The organism is Novosphingobium tardum (assembly GCF_042652045.1).
GTDB classification, from domain to species: domain Bacteria; phylum Pseudomonadota; class Alphaproteobacteria; order Sphingomonadales; family Sphingomonadaceae; genus Novosphingobium; species Novosphingobium tardum.
Window position 1 is genome coordinate 691,571 of record NZ_JBHSDR010000003.1, and the last position, 16,430, is coordinate 708,000.

At 66.7% G+C, this 16,430-nt stretch carries 22 protein-coding genes; 7 read left to right on the plus strand and 15 right to left on the minus strand.

Annotated elements, in window-relative coordinates; all coding sequences use genetic code 11:
* The first annotated feature begins 114 nt into the window (after positions 1-114).
* The gene (locus tag ACFO0A_RS03505; RefSeq protein WP_379537585.1) at positions 115-564 is read left to right on the plus strand and encodes a ferritin-like domain-containing protein; all 450 of its coding nucleotides are present in this window, start codon (positions 115-117) and stop codon (positions 562-564) included.
* Positions 565-637: 73 nt separating this feature from the next.
* Positions 638-823, plus strand: a complete 186-nt coding sequence (locus tag ACFO0A_RS03510) for a hypothetical protein (protein WP_379537586.1) — start codon at positions 638-640, stop codon at positions 821-823.
* A gap of 43 nt (positions 824-866) precedes the next feature.
* Here the strand turns inward: ACFO0A_RS03510 and ACFO0A_RS03515 are convergent, their stop codons facing one another.
* From ACFO0A_RS03515 to gluQRS, 5 genes are all read right to left on the minus strand, one after another.
* A complete protein-coding gene (locus ACFO0A_RS03515; protein WP_379537587.1) occupies positions 867-1,238 on the minus strand; it encodes a hypothetical protein in 372 nt (123 codons plus the stop codon).
* 95 nt (positions 1,239-1,333) lie between these two features.
* Positions 1,334-2,203, minus strand: coding sequence for a 3-hydroxyacyl-CoA dehydrogenase NAD-binding domain-containing protein (locus ACFO0A_RS03520; protein WP_379537588.1), 870 nt, complete (start codon positions 2,201-2,203; stop codon positions 1,334-1,336).
* An 89-nt stretch (positions 2,204-2,292) separates the two neighbouring features.
* Complete coding sequence (locus ACFO0A_RS03525) at positions 2,293-2,874, minus strand: cob(I)yrinic acid a,c-diamide adenosyltransferase (protein WP_379537589.1); 582 nt, start codon at positions 2,872-2,874, stop codon at positions 2,293-2,295.
* Between the two features lie 32 nt (positions 2,875-2,906).
* Positions 2,907-3,137: a hypothetical protein gene (locus ACFO0A_RS03530; RefSeq protein WP_379537590.1), complete on the minus strand. Its 231-nt coding sequence runs from the start codon at positions 3,135-3,137 to the stop codon at positions 2,907-2,909.
* Positions 3,134-3,982 (minus strand): tRNA glutamyl-Q(34) synthetase GluQRS, encoded by an 849-nt coding sequence (gluQRS, locus tag ACFO0A_RS03535; RefSeq protein ID WP_379537591.1) that lies wholly within the window; start codon positions 3,980-3,982, stop codon positions 3,134-3,136. The genes ACFO0A_RS03530 and gluQRS overlap by 4 nt, the downstream gene beginning before the upstream one ends.
* Positions 3,983-4,176: 194 nt before the next feature.
* Here gluQRS and ACFO0A_RS03540 point away from each other — a divergent pair, with 194 nt between their 5' ends.
* Positions 4,177-4,794, plus strand: coding sequence for an HNH endonuclease (locus ACFO0A_RS03540; RefSeq protein WP_379537592.1), 618 nt, complete (start codon positions 4,177-4,179; stop codon positions 4,792-4,794).
* 2 nt (positions 4,795-4,796) lie between these two features.
* Here ACFO0A_RS03540 and kynU read toward each other — a convergent pair whose 3' ends face one another.
* The 4 genes from kynU to ACFO0A_RS03560 are packed head-to-tail and all read right to left on the minus strand — an operon-like array spanning position 4,797 to position 8,099.
* Complete coding sequence (kynU, locus tag ACFO0A_RS03545; protein ID WP_379537593.1) at positions 4,797-6,020, minus strand: kynureninase; 1,224 nt, start codon at positions 6,018-6,020, stop codon at positions 4,797-4,799.
* Entirely contained in the window at positions 6,017-6,643 is a 627-nt protein-coding gene (kynB, locus tag ACFO0A_RS03550) for an arylformamidase (protein WP_379537594.1), read from the minus strand. The genes kynU and kynB overlap by 4 nt, the downstream gene beginning before the upstream one ends.
* Positions 6,640-7,431, minus strand: coding sequence for a tryptophan 2,3-dioxygenase (locus ACFO0A_RS03555; protein WP_379537595.1), 792 nt, complete (start codon positions 7,429-7,431; stop codon positions 6,640-6,642). The genes kynB and ACFO0A_RS03555 overlap by 4 nt, the downstream gene beginning before the upstream one ends.
* Positions 7,432-7,466: 35 nt before the next feature.
* Positions 7,467-8,099 (minus strand): class I SAM-dependent methyltransferase, encoded by a 633-nt coding sequence (locus ACFO0A_RS03560; RefSeq protein ID WP_379537596.1) that lies wholly within the window; start codon positions 8,097-8,099, stop codon positions 7,467-7,469.
* Positions 8,100-8,218: 119 nt separating this feature from the next.
* Between ACFO0A_RS03560 and ACFO0A_RS03565 the strand changes: the two genes are divergently transcribed.
* Positions 8,219-8,641: a hypothetical protein gene (locus ACFO0A_RS03565; protein ID WP_379537597.1), complete on the plus strand. Its 423-nt coding sequence runs from the start codon at positions 8,219-8,221 to the stop codon at positions 8,639-8,641.
* Positions 8,642-8,658: 17 nt separating this feature from the next.
* Here the strand turns inward: ACFO0A_RS03565 and ACFO0A_RS03570 are convergent, their stop codons facing one another.
* From ACFO0A_RS03570 to ACFO0A_RS03580, 3 genes are all read right to left on the minus strand, one after another.
* On the minus strand, positions 8,659-9,591 hold the full coding sequence (locus ACFO0A_RS03570; protein WP_379537598.1) for a sulfotransferase domain-containing protein: 933 nt from the start codon (positions 9,589-9,591) through the stop codon (positions 8,659-8,661).
* Between the two features lie 327 nt (positions 9,592-9,918).
* Entirely contained in the window at positions 9,919-10,263 is a 345-nt protein-coding gene (locus ACFO0A_RS03575; protein ID WP_379537599.1) for a DUF1294 domain-containing protein, read from the minus strand.
* Between the two features lie 136 nt (positions 10,264-10,399).
* Entirely contained in the window at positions 10,400-11,464 is a 1,065-nt protein-coding gene (locus ACFO0A_RS03580; protein ID WP_379537600.1) for a ribonucleotide-diphosphate reductase subunit beta, read from the minus strand.
* A gap of 229 nt (positions 11,465-11,693) precedes the next feature.
* Between ACFO0A_RS03580 and ACFO0A_RS03585 the strand changes: the two genes are divergently transcribed.
* Positions 11,694-11,861 (plus strand): hypothetical protein, encoded by a 168-nt coding sequence (locus ACFO0A_RS03585; protein ID WP_379537601.1) that lies wholly within the window; start codon positions 11,694-11,696, stop codon positions 11,859-11,861.
* Between the two features lie 27 nt (positions 11,862-11,888).
* The gene (locus ACFO0A_RS03590) at positions 11,889-12,122 is read left to right on the plus strand and encodes a DUF2171 domain-containing protein (RefSeq protein ID WP_379537602.1); all 234 of its coding nucleotides are present in this window, start codon (positions 11,889-11,891) and stop codon (positions 12,120-12,122) included.
* A gap of 108 nt (positions 12,123-12,230) precedes the next feature.
* On the opposite strand, the gene ACFO0A_RS03595 is transcribed toward ACFO0A_RS03590, so the two are convergent.
* The 3 genes from ACFO0A_RS03595 to ACFO0A_RS03605 form a co-directional block, all read right to left on the minus strand.
* Positions 12,231-12,737: a PepSY domain-containing protein gene (locus ACFO0A_RS03595; RefSeq protein ID WP_379537603.1), complete on the minus strand. Its 507-nt coding sequence runs from the start codon at positions 12,735-12,737 to the stop codon at positions 12,231-12,233.
* Positions 12,738-12,866: 129 nt separating this feature from the next.
* Entirely contained in the window at positions 12,867-13,160 is a 294-nt protein-coding gene (locus ACFO0A_RS03600) for a hypothetical protein (protein WP_379537604.1), read from the minus strand.
* The gene (locus tag ACFO0A_RS03605; RefSeq protein ID WP_379538156.1) at positions 13,142-15,061 is read right to left on the minus strand and encodes a ribonucleoside-diphosphate reductase subunit alpha; all 1,920 of its coding nucleotides are present in this window, start codon (positions 15,059-15,061) and stop codon (positions 13,142-13,144) included. Before ACFO0A_RS03605 ends, ACFO0A_RS03600 begins: the two co-directional genes overlap by 19 nt.
* Before the next feature lie 682 nt (positions 15,062-15,743).
* On the opposite strand from ACFO0A_RS03605, the gene ACFO0A_RS03610 reads away from it, so the two are divergent.
* Positions 15,744-16,367, plus strand: coding sequence for a GNAT family N-acetyltransferase (locus tag ACFO0A_RS03610; RefSeq protein WP_379537605.1), 624 nt, complete (start codon positions 15,744-15,746; stop codon positions 16,365-16,367).
* Positions 16,368-16,430 lie beyond the last annotated feature (63 nt).

Consider the following 16,430-nt stretch of genomic DNA (forward strand, 5'->3'; position numbering starts at 1 on the left):
GCGTAGGTCGGACCGACGCCTGCAAACGGCGGCCCGATGAAGATTCCGTGCAACCCAATCGGCCGCGCTTCGTTGAAAGGGGCAGTCCCCATTCCGGATTCAGGAGCTATTTCAATGACCGAGCATAACAAGGATACGACCACCCTCAATACGCTGATCGCCACCCTTCTCGACAGCGTCGATGGATACGAAAAGTCCGCCGAGGACGTCGATAATCCGCGCTACGCCGAGCTGTTCCGTGCCCGCGCCGCCGAGCGCAGGCAGGTGGTAACGCAGCTTCAGCAGGCCGTCTCCGCGTGCGGCGGGAATCCCGAGGACGACGGCACGCTTCTGGGCGGCGCTCACCGGGCGTTCGTCAGCCTCAAGGAAGCTGTCTCGGCGCGCGATGACAAGGCGATCATCAACGAGGTCGAGCGCGGCGAAGACTACCTGAAGGACAAGTTTGAAACGGCGCTCAAGAACGTCGACCTGTCGAGCCAGGCCCGTGCTGCTGCAGACGCGGCGTGGACCTCGGTCAAGGCCGGACACGACGAGATGAGCGCGCTCAAGCACGCCACCGTCTGATTATCGATTGATCTGCAGGGCGGCGGTTGACGGGGCAACTTGTTAACCGCCGCCTGCTATTTTGCGGTCCGTCATGATGTTAGGACCCAAGCTTAACACCGTCTTCGCCAGTCGCTGGAAGGCGCTCTATTGGGCGGCGGGCGTCATGCTGACCGCCTATTGTTCGGTCCCGAATCCAGACCCCACGCCTGCGGACAAGGCGCAGGCGCAGCACATGTCGCACAAGAATCCTTGGGCGAAAGACGCAGCTCAACACTGAAGGCGAAAGGGAGGCGACCGTGGACGACCCCCCTCTCATCAGGTCATTCGGCTCCGTGTGGGAAGTCGTCTTCCATTCCCTGCTCGCCGAGCATGCCTTCCTCGTCGTCGTCGTTCCGCTCTCCGCGGAATGCGCTCATGTCGATCTTTCCGCTGGTTTCCATCTGCTTCATGTGATCGACGAGATCGGGCACGTCGCCGTTTTCGTCACCCGATCCGACTTTTTCCGTCTCGCCCAGCACCGAGGTTGCCCGGGAGATCGCCTCGTCGGCGACGGTCTGGGCCTGCGCGTCCTCGTCGTCCTGTTCGACGTTGTGCGCCTCGGGCGGAAGCGAACGGTCGGCCGCGTCCTCGCCCTGGTCCTTCAGCGACTGCGGGTTCTTGTTGTCGGCATCGGCCATTTCATGGGTCTCCATTGCCGCACGCACGATCGCTGCAGCGCTTCTGCAGACGAAACTCGCGGTCAGTCCGCACAGTTCCCCGCCGATGCGCTTCGGACAAGGAGGCTCGTTCAGCGTGTCGGGACCGGCGCCTCGCCCGAATAGTCGTAGAACCCCCGCCCGGTCTTGCGGCCGAGCCAACCCGCCTCGACGTACTTCATGAGGAGCGGCGCCGGGCGATACTTGCTGTCGCCGGTGGTGTTGTAGAGCACGCGAACAATGTCGAGGCAGGTGTCGAGGCCGACAAAATCGGCAAGCTCGAGCGGCCCCATCGGATGATTGAGCCCGATCCGGCAGCCCTTGTCGATATCGGCAATATTGGCCGTGCCCTGACCCAGAACGAAGACGGCTTCGTTGATCATCGGCAGGAGGATGCGGTTGACCACAAAGCCCGGCTCATCCTGCGCCTCGACGATCTGCTTGCCCAGCGCGGTGGCAAAGGCGCGGGTGCGGGCAACGGTGTCGGCGCTGGTGGCAAGCCCGGGAATCACCTCGATCAGGCCCATGACCGGCACCGGGTTGAAGAAGTGCAGGCCGATGAACCGCTCCGGATCGGGCGAGGAGGAGGCCATACGGGTGATCGGGATCGAACTAGTGTTCGACGCCATGATCGCGCCCTGGCTCAGCACCTTGCCGGCGCTCTCGAAAATCTTGCGCTTGATCTCTTCGCGCTCGGTCGCGGCCTCGATAATCATGTCGGCTTCGGACATCGGCTCGTAATCGCCGACGGGCGTGATCCGGGCGAGGGCGCTGTCGGCCTCGTCGGGAGTAAGCTTTCCGCGGCCGACCAGCTTGGCAAAGGCGCCGCCGATCCCGTCACGGGCCTTTTCGGCGACTGCGAGGTCGATGTCCGAAAGCAGAACCTTCATCCCATGCTGGGCAATGGTCTGGGCGATGCCCGAGCCCATCTGGCCTGCACCGATCACCGCGATAGTCTGCATGGGTCCGTCCTCGGAATATGAAACGGACCCGGCCCTAGACCACCAGCGGAGCCATGACTAGCCTTCGCAAGTGCAGCATCGGACGATCGTCAGCGGTTCGCGCCGGGAACCCATTTGACGTCCCCGGCGCCGATCGCGGCGATCGCGCGGGCTAGGACGAAGAGATAATCCGACAGGCGGTTGAGATAGCCGAGCGCCGCCGGATTCACGGGTTCGACTGCGGCGAGCGCCGTTGTCGCCCGCTCCGCCCGACGGGCGATCGCACGGGCAAGATGAACCCGCGCGACAGCCTCGCTACCCCCCGGAAGGATGAAGCTGGTCAGCGCCGGCAGATCGGCATTGGCGCGGTCTATCGCTTCCTCGAGCCAGGCGACCTGCGCCGGAACGATCCGCAGGACCATTTCCGATGGGGTGAAGTCCTTGCCACCAACTTCGCCCAGCGGCGTGGCGATATCGGCACCGAGATCGAACAGATCATTCTGGATTCGGGCGAGGTCACGCGCGCCTGCGTCGTCGAGCGCCACGATGGCCAGGCCGATCGCACTGTTCAACTCGTCGACTTCGCCGATCGCGATCATTCGCGGGTCGTGCTTGGCCCTGCGCGTTCCGTCGACGAGCCCGGTGGTGCCGTCGTCGCCGGTGCGGGTATAGATCTTGTTGAGCTTCACCATGACCGGTGACTAGCCGGTCGAACCGCCTCTTTCTAGCGGTTGAACAGCATCAGCACTGCGACCGCGATGATCGCGAGCGCCTGGTACTTGATGCGGTTGAACATCATCTTGTTCTGCTTCAGCTGCATCGGGGTTGCGCCACCTTCGGTGCCCGAAGCGAGGTCTTCCTTCGTGCTTTGCAGGAAGGCGATGATCCCGCGAACAAGGCTGATTGCGGCCATGATGGCAAAGCCGACGACGACAAGGGCGAGCAGAGTGTTCATGGGAGCCAATCTAGTCCTTCGGATAGCCTAATACCAGTGCCAAACCTGCCCGAACGCAATGAATCGGCAAGGCCGGGGCCGTCCTCTCCGGCCAGGCGCAGCGCGGAAAGACCCGTTGTTCCGCGGCGCTTGGCAAGCTTGCGCCCGTGGTCGTCGAGGAGCAGCGGGTGATGGTGCCAGCGCGGTACGGGAAGTCCCAGCAGCGCCTGTAGCAGTCGGTGAAGGTGGCTGGCGGCGAACAGGTCGATCCCCCGCGTTACCAACGTGATGCCGTCCGCAGCGTCGTCGAGCGTGGCGGCGAGGTGATAGCTGGCAGGCGCTTCCTTGCGCAGCAGCACGACGTCGCCGAACCGGGCCGGATCCGCAACTTGCTCTCCAGCGATCTCGTCGAACCAGGTGAGTGATCCCGCAAGCGCTGTCGCGCGCGACATGTCCAGCCGCCATGCCGCCTGACCTTCATCGCTCGGTGGCCGACGCCGGCACGTGCCTGGATAGAGCGGCCCGTCCGGACCCGTCCGCGTCGCGGCGGCGGCGATCTCGGCGCGGGTGCAGGTGCACGGGTAGAGCAGTCCCATTTCCTTCAGCCGCTCGCCCGCAGCGCGGTAGGCGTCGAGCCGGGTCGACTGGAGGACCAGCTCGCCGTCCCATCGAAGACCCAGCCAGGCAAGTTCGTCGAGAAATTCGTTGATCAGTTCGGGCCGGCTCCGCCCGGCGTCGATGTCCTCTATCCGCAGGCGGAATGCGCCGTCCCGCTGACGTGCGAGATCGTGCGCCACGATCGCCGCATAGGCGTGGCCAAGGTGGAGAGAACCGTTGGGACTGGGGGCGAAACGGGTGACGATCACGGGTGGGCCGGTCCCCGCCCGGGCGTGACCCGGGAGAAACACCGCGCGGAGAACTGTGGATTCGCCAGCGCGGTGGGGGTTGACTGGCGCCCGCTGTGCGTGATCACTTGGCTCACGGCGTCATCTTTCCGTAACTCGCGGCTGGCAGGCGGGTCGGGACGGAGGACCCGGGGCAAGGGAGGGCCGAAACTGGGATGTTCCATCCCGATCTCATCGAACGGGCCGCGCGGGCCCGCCGCAACGACCATGAGGCAGGCGATGCCTCGCGCAATCCTGCAGCCTGCCCCGCGCTCGTCCTCAACGCCGACTATACGCCGCTGTCCTACTATCCGCTGAGCCTGTGGCCCTGGCAAACCGCGATCAAGGCGGTTTTCCTCGAGCGGGTAGACATCGTCGCCAGCTACGAACGCGAAGTTCACAGTCCTTCGCTCGAGATGAAGATCCCCTCGGTCATCGCGCTTCGGCAATATGTGAAGCCATCCGAGTTTCCCGCTTTCACCCGCTTCAACCTGTTCCTGCGCGATCGGTTCGCCTGCCAGTACTGCGGCAGTCCGCACCAGCTTACTTTCGATCATGTCGTTCCGCGCCGGCTTGGCGGGCGAACGACCTGGGAAAATGTCGCCACTGCCTGCGCGCCTTGCAACATGCGGAAGGGCGGGCGCACTCCCAAGCAGGCGCACATGCCGCTGCTGATCGAGCCGATCCGTCCGACGAACTGGCAATTGCAGGAGCGCGGCCGCGGCTTTCCTCCGAACTACATGCACGATACCTGGCTCGATTGGCTTTACTGGGACATTGAGCTTGAGAACTAGGGTCACGTCACCGCGGCGCGTTCGCGGTATTCGGGGCGGTCGTAGGCACGTCCCTCTATGACCTGGGCCAGCAGCTCCACCGCATGCCAGGCATCGCCGAACCCGACATAGGCCGGAGTGAACCCGAAGCGCAGGATATCGGGATCGCGAAAGTCGCCGATGACGCCCCGGTCGATCAGCGCGCGGCAGATCGCGTAGGCATCGGGATGACGCAATGAAACTTGGCTGCCGCGAGGTTCGGGATGCGCAGGACTGACGCATTCGACCGAAGGACAAGTGCCGGCGATAGCGCGCATGAAGAAATCGGTCAGCAGCCGGCTCTTTGCCGCAAGTGCGGGAATACCCAGCGCGGCCACCGTATCCACCCCGCATTCAAGCGCGGCAAGCCCGAGGATCGGCGGCGTGCCCGACAGCATCCGCGTGATGCCTGGGGCGGGGACATAGGCATCCTCGAAGGCAAAAGGCGCGGCGTGGCCCATCCACCCGCTGAGCGGATTGGCGATGGCGTGCTGGTGCCGCGCGGCGACGTAGAGGAACGCCGGCGCGCCCGGCCCTCCGTTCAGATACTTGTAGCCGCAGCCCACGGCGAAGTCGGCGTTGACGCCGTCAAGGTCGAGCTCGACCGCGCCCGCGCTGTGCGACAGGTCCCAGATGACCAATGCACCCCGTGCCTGCACCGCCGCGGTGACCGCAGCCATGTCGTGGAGCCGGCCGCTCTTGTAGTGGGCGTGGGTGAGGAGGACGGCGGCAACGTCGTCGTCAACGAAGTCGGCGATTGGGTTACCGCGGGCCAGGCGCTGCTCGGCAAGGCCCAGCGCCGCCAGTCCCTGGACCATGTAGATGTCGGTCGGAAAGTTTCCCGGTTCGGACACGATCACGCGCCGGCCGGGCCGCAGGGTCAAGGCGGCGCACAACAGCTTGTAGATGTTCACCGAGGTAGAATCGCAGGCGATCACCTCGTTCGGGCGGGCGCCGATCAATGGCGCGATCTTTGCGCCCACGCCCTGTGGCAGGTCGATCCAGTGCGCGTCGTTCCAGCTGCGGATCAGGCCGGTGCCCCACTGGCCCGTCACCACATCGGCAATCCGGGGCGCGGTCGCACGGGGCAGCGCGCCGAGCGAGTTGCCATCGAGATAGGTCACGTCCTCGGGCAGGACAAACAGGTCCCGCGCGGAGCGCAGGGGGTCGGCGGCGTCGAGCGCCCGCGCCTCGTCGGCGAAGCTCATGTCAGTTCCCGCAAGACCGCGCGGACCGGCGCCGCATCCGCGCCCGCGATGGCCAGCGGCAGCGCGATCAGCTCGTAGCGCCCGGCAGGCACGCCATCGAGGACGAGACCTTCGAGGATGCGCATGCCTGCGGCAGCAACCGCGAGGTGCGCGTCCATGGCCTTGGACTCCTGCGGATCGAGCGAGGGTCCGTCGATCCCGATCAGGATAACGCCCGCGGCCGCCAGTGCGGCGATCGTGCCGGCGGCAATCGCGGTCCAGTCGCTGCGCCAGGTGTCATGGGGAAATCGGTCCCAGGTGCGTAGCAGGACCCGCCGCGCACCACCCAACTCGGGCAGGTTGTGGGGCTGGATCAGGTCGCCCGCGCCGCGCGCGTCGATCACGAGGCATTCGCCCAGGTAGGGATCGAGCGCGACCGCATCGATCGCCGCGCCATCGGCCTGGTAATGCAGCGGAGCATCGGCATGGGCGCCGCTGTGCGTCGAGAACGTCAATGCCGATACGTTGACCGGGGTGCCGTCCGCGATCGTCCACGTCCGCCGCTGCGCGAACGCGGTGTCGCCGGGCCAGACCGGCAGGCCGGGGCGCAGCACCTGGCTGATGTCCCAGACCCGCCGCGTCACAGTGCGGTCCGCACCGAGAGCAGCTCGGGAAAGAAGCCCTTGGCCAGTACGCCGGCGAGATAGGGCACGCCCTGCGTTCCCCCTGTCCCGCGCTTGAAGCCGATGATCCGTTCCACCGTCTTGAGGTGGCCGAAGCGCCAGCGCTGGAAATGGTACTCGAGATCCACCAGCTTCTCGGCCAGCTCGTAGAGGTCCCAGTGCCCTTCGGGGTCGGCGTAAATCCGGGCCCACGCGGCTTCCACTTCCTCCGAGGCGGCGTGCGGCACCGCCAGGTCGCGGTTGAGGATCGCCTTGGGAAGGGCAAAGTCGCGACGGGCGAGCATTCCCAAGACCTCGTCATAGAGGCTGGGCCGGGCCAGCTCGGCGCGCAGGGCGGCGGCGACGTCGGGCGTTTCGTCGTGCAGCGCGGCCATGGCGGCGTCCCGGCCGCCCAGGATGAACTCCATCATCCGATACTGGGGCGACTGGAATCCGCTCGACGCGCCGAGGTGCGGACGGATCGCCGAATAATCGGACGGAGTCATCGTCGCCAGAACGTCCCAGCTTCCGATGAGCTGGCCTTGGGCGCGGGCGACGCGGGACAGCATCTTGAATGCGGGCCGCAGATCGTCGGCGGCGATCGCGTTGCGGGCCGCCTCCAGTTCATGGAGGCACAGCTTCAGCCACAGTTCGCTCGCCTGGTGGATCACGATGAACAGCAGTTCGTCGTGGGCGCCCGAGACCGGATGCTGCGCGCTCAGCAGGCGGTCGAGGTCGAGGTAGCTGCTGTAGGTGGTTCGCCCGGTCATCGTCGTGTCAGCGATGGCCCGGCGCCGCTTCCCGGTCAACCGGCTGGCCGCCCGGCACCCCATTCGACCCACCCGGCAAAGCGCGGTGCGCGGGGCACATAGCGCCGCCCTCCTTCGCTGATCGCAAAGCCGGCGTCCTCGTAGGCCGAGGTGATCGGACGGGTAAGGTGACAGCCGCCCGCCAGTCGCTTCCACACCGGCTCGATCCGCCGCTGCCACTTCGCCACCCCGGGATCGGGGGCGGCGCCGTGCTCGAGGAACAGTGCCGTCCCGCCCGGGCGCAGCACCCGGCGGATCTCGCGCAGGGTCTGCGCGTGTTCCTGCACCGAACACAGCGTGAAGGTCGTGACCACCGTGTCGAAACTGGCGTCGGCGAAGGGGATCGCCTCGCCCATCCCGGCCCGCAGGTCGGCGGCGATCCCGCGCTCTTGCGCGACGCGGCGAGTATCGTCGAGCAGCTCTGGCGTGGGATCGATCCCGGCGAAACTGGTTATCCGCGCCGGGTCCATCAGGCCGAGGTTGAGGCCCCCGCCGCAGCCGAGTTCGAACACATCGCCTGCCGCCTGCGGCACAATCTTGGCGCGCGCCGCCATCATCGGCGGCTGCGCGCAGGCGACGCGGATCAGGCGCGGCATGACGTGGGCATCGTACCAGGTGGCTAGCGACATTTGCGGCCAGGCCTTTCGTGCGGGTTGCGCGCCGTGCCTTGCCGGGGCCGCAGCGGGAATGACAATTCGCACTCCACGAAGCCGGCGCTATGCTGGAGGGAGGCGACAAGGAGAACACGATGCGAGGATTGATCCAGCTTGCGGCGGGCGCGGCCCTGGCGGCCCTGGCCGGCGGATGCGTGCGGGTGGACAACGGCAGTGCCGCACCCGTGCCGCTGGCCTGCCCGGCGGCCCGCGCCTTCACCGCCTTCGTCAACGCGATGCCCGGCCCGGGCGCCGTGCCGACGCTGATCGTCAGCGGCGAGATCGACGTGCCGCCCGGCGCGACCGCGCGGCTGGTTCCCGGCCCGACCGACCGGATGATGCCGCCGGGGCAGCGCTTCTCGGTCGAGCTTGCGCGCGCCGCGCCCGGCGCCGCAACCTCGGGCTGGCAGCACGTGCGCAGCCAGATCAGCCCGGCATTGCCCGCCTACCGCGAGGTGATCGTGGGCTGTCAGGGCAAGACCCTGGCGCGGATCGCCCCGATCGAGCGCGCTTACTGAGCAAGGCCGCGCACGCCTCACGCCGGGATTGGCGGCAGCTGCACGGGCGGGCGCGTCCTGCTCAGTTCCTCTTCCAGCGCAGCGAAGCTGGCGTGGCCGGTCACCGGCGCGACCTGTTCCGCCCAGATCGCGTCGAGCCGCTCGGCGAGAGCCGGCGGCAGTTCGCCCGAATGCCGCCCGCCGACGCGCACCTTGGCCGAATCCGCGCCCGGCGGCAGGCCCAGCGAGCTTTCGCTGCGCGCCCGCATCATCGCATCGTCGAAGCGGTCCTTGTGTTCCAGCATGTAGGCCAGCGACGTGCGCTCGAGGACGAGATCGACCAGCGCGTCGTCGGCCGGAATCCCGGCGAATTCGGCCAGGCGGCGGATATGCCCGGCCCGGTCGGCGGTAAGCCCGCGATAGGTCAGGATCAGGACGTCCGGGTTGTCGCGCTGTGCCCACCAGCTCAGCAGGTGCGGCCAGTAGCCCTTGCCCCCCGGCCCTCCTCCGGTGACCCAGCCTTCGAAGAATTCCTCCATCGTGAGCGCGCCGGGTTCGATGAACCACCCTTCCATGAACCGCAGCATCGAGACGAAGGCATCGCCGGGATCGCGCAACGCCACGACGTAGCGCGCCCCGCGCGGCAGGGATTCGTAATCGAGATGGCTCTTGAACCCGCGCGGGTTGGCGCGCTGCGGGGCATTGATGTCGATCCCGAGCGCAGGCGCGGTCTCGATCCATGGGACGACGCGGCTGATGTCGTCGAAGTCCATGTCGCCGCCGGTGCGCAGCTGGTGGAACATCTGCTGGAGCATCGTGGTGCCGCACTTACCGTAAGGCGTGATGATCACGTCGTCGGGCCGCGGCTCATACGCGGGGGCAGGCGGCGCATCCGCGCGCGCCGTCGCCATCCGCCCCATCAGCGCCCCGAACTCGGCCGCATTGCGCGCCCGTGGCGTAAATTCCGGCATCCTCTTGCGCTCCCCCAACACCGAAGCTCGACCCCGGCGTAAGTGTGCCGCATTTCGCGCGACCGCGCACCCCCTTTCGCGCCGCGCCAGGGTGACACAAGTTACACAGGGTGACACCGCAGACGCCCGAACATTGGCGTTCTCGCTCAAGGACTTGCGGGCCGGAATCGGACGTCCGTGCGTCGGGAGGAAAAAGAAATGTCCGGTCGTGCCCACGTAACAATCTTTCCCGCGAAGCGGATACGGGCGGAGGACGGGAGAGGCGAGACGGACCATCATTTTCGACGCTGGCACAGTCCGGCGGCTGTAGGACAGCGCCGCGGCGCGTCAGGCGGCGAGCATCCACCAAGTCAGCAGGCCCAATGCAGTGACCTGGAGAAACGCAATCGCGTGCAGGCGCGAGCAGAACGGCTGCTTGCGGGTCTTGTGGCGAAACAGCGCGCGCCCGGCATAGGCGCCCGGCGTCCCGCCGAGCAGCGCCCACTGCAGCAGCGTGGCTTCGCGAATTCGCCAGCCCCCGTCGCGCGACCGCGCCTTGTCGATCCCGAACGAGGCGAAGGTCAGGAGATTGAGCAGGACCAGCGCGATGCCGATGTTGGCCCAGGTCAGGTAGGGCGCGACCGGGGCCAGGTAGGGCGTCAAGGGCGCCACGTAAGGAGCGACGAAGTGCATCCTTCGCGTAACTGCCGGGCAAGGATCAACATTTGGTGAAGCAGGCGGCGCCGCCGATCGTCACGCGCGCCGGCCGCGCACGAGAAGATCGTGCGCCCCATCGCCCGCGAAAGTCGGACGAAGGGTCGCTGAACTCCTACTCCGCCGCGATCCCCGCCGCGCCGAACATGTCCGGCTCGCCTTCGCCGCCCACCGCGACTTCGTTCGCCGCTTCGACGGTCTTGGCCTTGCGCCGCGAATCGAAGCTCGACCACACGTCGTTCCAGTTGCCGCGCGTCGCGGCCTTGGAATATTCGGTGGCGCGCGTTTCGAAGAAGTTGGCGTGTTCCACCCCGTTGAGCAGCGGCGCGAGCCACGGCAGGGGGTGATCCTCGATCATGTAGATCGCGGGCAGGCCGAGCTGGCCCAGCCGCCAGTCGGCGATGTAGCGGATGTAGCGCTTGATCTCCTTGGGGTTCATCCCCGGGACCGGGCCCTGCTCGAACGCCAGATCGATGAACGCATCTTCCAGCCGGACGGTCTTCTGGCAGCAGTCGATGATGTCTTCCTTGACCGCCTTGGTCAGGCAGCCGCGCTCCTTGGTGAAGGCGTGGAACAGCTTCGTGATGCCTTCGCAGTGCAGGCTCTCGTCGCGGACCGACCACGACACGATCTGGCCCATGCCCTTCATCTTGTTGAAGCGCGGGAAGTTCATCAGCATGGCGAAGCTGGCGAAGAGCTGCAGCCCTTCGGTGAAGCCGCCGAACATCGCCAGGGTGCGGGCGATGTCCTCGTCGCTGTCGACCCCGAACTGGGCAAGGTAATCGTGCTTGTCGCGCATTTCCTGGTATTCCAGGAACATGCCGTACTCGCTCTCGGGCATCCCGATGGTGTCGAGCAGATGGCTGTAGGCGGCGATGTGCACCGTCTCCATGTTGGAGAACGCGGCGAGCATCATCTTGATCTCGGTCGGCTTGAACACGCGGCCGTACTTGTCGTGGTAGCAATCCTGCACCTCGATGTCGGCCTGGGTGAAGAAGCGGAAGATCTGGGTGAGCAGGTTGCGCTCGTGCTCCGAGATCTTCTGCGCCCAGTCGCGGCAATCCTCGCCCAGCGGCACTTCCTCGGGCATCCAGTGGATCTGCTGCTGGCGCTTCCAGAACTCGTAGGCCCAGGGATATTCGAAGGGCTTGTAGGTCTTGCGGGCTTCGAGAAGAGACATCGGTTCAGTCCTGCTGCGTGAAAGGGGAAGATAGGGTCTGCGCGCGCGCCTGGGAAGCACGGGCGCGGGCGAAAGGCGTGGATTGCGAGGCGCGGCAAGTGCTTGTCCTGCCGCTGCGGTAACCATGGGAACGCACCCGCCGCGGCGGCGTTGAACAGGCAATCGGGACGGCCGCGCGCCGAGCCTTCGGGTCGCCAACATCGTCGCAATCGCCGACAGGAGTAATCCTATGCCGCAGGACTATCGTACGAGCCACGAGCCCGATGGCGTGCAGCGCCAGGAAGGGCCAGGCGAGCACAAGGCTCCCCACCCCGGCGAACAGGACACGTCCGCCGATCCCACGGCCGCGCCGCTTGCCCATCCCGACGCGGCGGGCGATGTTGATACCGCCCGCTGAGGGCGCCGCTTTCAAAGGAGAAGATGAATGGACGAGATTCGCGAGCACATGGAAGTCATCGGCGCCGACGGGGTTCACCTGGGCACCGTCGACGCTGTCGAGGATCACCGGATCAAGCTGACCAAGGCCGACAGCGGCATGGGCAGCCACGAAGGGCACCATCACTACATCAGCCGCGGCCTCGTCGCCGGGGTGGAAGGCGACAAGGTCCGCCTCAGCGCGACCGCGGCCAACGCCTACGGCATGGAAGAAGAACAATAGGGATTTCCCGCCCCCTTCGGGAAAAGGCGGCTTAACGCTGCCGGAAGGCGCTCCCCCGCTCGGCGGGGGGGCGTTTTTCTTTGCGCGAAAGGCGGGGGCGGCGCGCATCTATTTCCAGAACCAGCCCGGCTTCAGGCCTCGGTTCGCGCGGTTGCGCCACATCTGGATGTACATCCACAGCCCGGAGAACGCGAAGAAGATCAGCGAGAGGCCCGACAGGATCGAGATCGTCACGCCAAGCGGGCCGAAGCTCTCGCCCGAGTGAAGGTGGTGGAGCGTGCTCACGATGCTGCGCCCGTCGCCTGCCCTGGGCTTGGGCCGGCAGGTCATGTTGGCAGGGCAGACGAAGGCAGCAGGCGCGGCGGCGGGAGCGGCGCCGGTCATTGCCGCCGGGCTCTTCGTCGTGACGGAAAGCTCATCCTCGTCGTGGGCTTGCGCCGCCGGGACCACCGCCTGTTCGACGGCCGCCGCCTCGCTGCGCCCGCGTTCGACCGTCTCCTCCTCGAACCCGCCGCGCTGGACGATCGGCACGACCTGGCTGAGCACCCCGGTCACCGAGATCCACAGGAGGAACACGCCGAAGAAGACCACCAGCCAGCGATGCCATTTACGCATTGAGAAACTCCGTACAGTTGCGAATCGTTCGCAACCGGAAAGACGATCCACGCAGCGCTGGCAACCGCCGCGCGTGTCGCAATTTGTAAGCCCCCCGCTCCTTCATCGCCGCCCGCTCATCCCATCCGCTCATCTGCGCCTGCGTACCGCGGCCGCTCCGCCGCCGCCGAATGCGCCCGCGCCCAAGGCAAAGCCGAAGTCGTACCACCCGCCGTTGTTGGGCACCGCGTAGATCGCGATGGTCGGATCGAACAGCGAGCCGATGAACGAGAACAACACCACCCAGCCGTGGAACAGGCCGAGCAGGAAGCCGGGCGCGTGCGGCGCGACCGCTGCCGGGACCGCGTGCGCGCATCCGGCGAGCGCCAGCGCCGCCAGCGCGGCAGCCCCGGCGCGCACGCGGCTTACTGGCAGGCGAGGCATTCGTCGTAGTCGGTCGTCGGCAGCTCGTACTTGGCGGGCTCGGCGGTGTTGTCCGCCTCGACCCCGCCGGCGAACCCGGCGCGCTGAACCGACTTCGACCGCAGGTAGTAGAGCGACTTGATCCCCCGCTCCCACGCCTGGAAATGGAGCATCGCGAGGTCCCACTTGTCGACGTCGGCCGGGATGTAGAGGTTCAGGCTCTGCGCCTGGTCGATGTAGGGGGTGCGGTCGGCCGCGAATTCGAGCAGCCAGCGCTGGTCGATCTCGAAGCTGGTCTTGTACACCGCCTTCTCCTCGGGCGAGAGGAAGTCGAGGTGCTGCACCGATCCGCCATGCTCGAGGATCGAGTTCCACACGTTGGTGGAATCCTTGCTCTTGGCGGCGAGCAGCTTCTCCAGGTACGGGTTCTTGACCACGAAGCTGCCCGACAGCGTCTTGTGCGTGTAGATGTTGGCCGGGATCGGCTCGATGCACGCCGAAGTGCCGCCGCAGATGATGCTGATCGACGCGGTCGGTGCGATCGCCATCTTGCACGAGAACCGCTCCATCGCGCCGCGTTCCTCGGCGTCGGGGCAGGCCCCGCGCTCCTGCGCCAGGACCATCGAGGCCTCGTTGGCGCCGGCGGCGATGTGGCGGAACATCTTGAGGTTCCACGCCTTGGCCATCGCGCTTTCGAAGGCGATCCCCTTGGCCTGGAGGAACGAGTGGTAGCCCATCACGCCCATCCCGACCGAGCGTTCGCGCATCGCCGAATACTTGGCCCGCGCCATCTCGTCGGGCGCGCGGTCGATGTAGTCCTGCAGCACGTTGTCGAGGAAGCGCATCACGTCCTCGATGAAGCGCTTGTCGCCGTTCCACTCGTCCCAGGTCTCGAGATTGAGCGACGACAGGCAGCAGACCGCGGTGCGGTCGTTGCCGAGGTGGTCGCGGCCCGTGGGCAGCGTGATTTCCGAGCACAGGTTCGAGGTCGAGACCTTCAGCCCCAGCTCGCGGTGATGCTTGGGCATCATCCGGTTCACGGTGTCGGAGAAGACGATGTAGGGCTCGCCCGTCGCCAGCCGGGTCTCGACCAGCTTCTGGAACAGGCTGCGCGCATCGACCGTGCCGCGGACCGAACCGTCCTTGGGGCTGCGCAGATGGAACTCGGCCCCGTCGCGCACGGCCTCCATGAATTCGTCGGTCAGCAACACCCCGTGGTGGAGGTTGAGCGCCTTGCGGTTGAAGTCGCCCGACGGCTTGCGGATCTCGAGGAACTCCTCAATTTCGGGATGCGCGACGTCGAGATAGACCGCCGCCGAGCCGCGCCGCAGCGAGCCCTGCGAGATCGCCAGGGTCAGCGAATCCATGACCCGTACGAACGGGATGATGCCGCTGGTCTTGCCGTTGAGGCCGACGCTTTCGCCGATCCCGCGGACCTTGCCCCAGTAGGTGCCGATGCCGCCGCCGCGGCTGGCCAGCCACACGTTCTCGTTCCACGTGCCGACGATGCCCTCGAGGCTGTCGTCGACCGAGTTGAGGTAGCAGCTGATCGGCAGCCCGCGCCCGGTGCCGCCGTTCGACAGGACCGGCGTGGCGGGCATGAACCACAGCTTCGAAATGTAGTCGTACAGCCGCTGCGCGTGTTCGGCGTCGTCGGCATAGGCATCGGCGACGCGGGCGAAGAGATCCTGGTTGGTCTCTCCCGGCAGCAGGTAGCGATCCTCGAGCGTGTCCTTGCCGAAGTCGGTCAGGAGCGCGTCGCGCGATTCATCGGTGACCACCGCGAACCGGCGCGCGTTGATGGTCTTGCTGTCGCTGACCGGCGCGGCGGTCCCGGCCGCCGCCAGCACGGCCCCGGCCATCGCCTCGACCAGCGCGGCGCTGCCCGCGTCGCTTTCGCTGCTTGCCCTGTCCATCGTCATTGCCGCCTGCTTTCCCGTAGTGGCGGGACGCGCCTCGGGCGCGGTGCCACCGGTCGTGTCGCCTTCGATGGTCGCCAACATGTCCTGCATCACAGCGCCATCGTCCCCGCTTCTGAAATCCATCGTGTCAGCCCCCTGGCGTGCGCCCGAACCGGGCCGGCACGCTATCGATCGTCGTTCGCCGCGGCTTCCGGGGAGTTCCCCATGTTCCGCATCTGTTCGAATCGGAAGGCAAGCGCCCATCCTATCGCAACGGTCCGTCCCACGGGGAAAAACTTTTCCCCAGAACCTGGTGGCCGAGGCGCTCCGCCGCTCTGCCGGCGACGGTCGCACGAACGGGCCCGCACAAATGCGCGGTTTCAACCTTTCACAAGGTGTTGAGGTGCCCCCTGCAACCCGACCACTACCTATAGTGCCTCAAGCGAATTTCGACGCAAGAGGGTAAAGCCGTGAATAACCACACCATTCGTCGCACGTGCGATTCGCTTTGGCGCACCACGGCCCGCGTTGCAGTGCAGCGACGCGTGGACCACGCGGACCTTTCGCGCTGCGCAAGAGCGAAGTGGCCCCGGCAAAATATTTTTCAATCCTGTGACACCGCGGTGGATAAATCGTCCGACTTGATCCGAGTTGCCTCGGTCGGGGCCCGAGCGCACACTCATGCTCCGATCGACGGAGGGCGATGATGGACGGTGGAGGGGGCGAGCGGCCGCGGCCGCGAATCGTTGAGGCGACGAACGGCGACGTGGCGGCCATGGCGGCGACGCTTTCGGCCGCGTTCATGGACGATCCGGCGCTGAGCTGGATCATCCCCGATGCGGCCGAGCGGGCGCGACGCTTCGCCCGGTTCTTTCCACTGATTGTCCGCTCCGACATGGCCGCGGGCAGCGCGCTGCGCTCTCCCGGCGGCGAGGTCGTCACCTTGTGGCGCGAGCCCGATCGGGTCAGCGAAACCGTGTGGGAGACGCTGCGCGAACTTCCCGCGTTCGCGCTGGCGCTGGGCCGGCGGGTAGGGCGCGGGCTCAAGGTCAGCAACGCGATGGAGGCGCATTACCCACGCGGCTTTCCTTACTATTACCTTCATTTCGCCGGCGTCGCCCCCGCGTTCCAGGGGCAGGGCTGGGGCGGTACCGCGATCCGCGCCGGGCTCGAGCGCGCCGCCGCCCGCGGCCTGCCGGTGCACCTCGAGACTGCGACGCGCGAGAACGTGACGATTTACGAACGGCTCGGCTTCACGGTGACCTGCGAATACGACGTGCCCGGCGGCGGTCCTCATTTCTGGGGGATGCTGCGCCCGGCGGGCTGAGCGGCCCCGGCAGGTCCGGGCTGGCTTGCATGGCGCGCGGGTTGGCGGCACACCTTGCCGCAT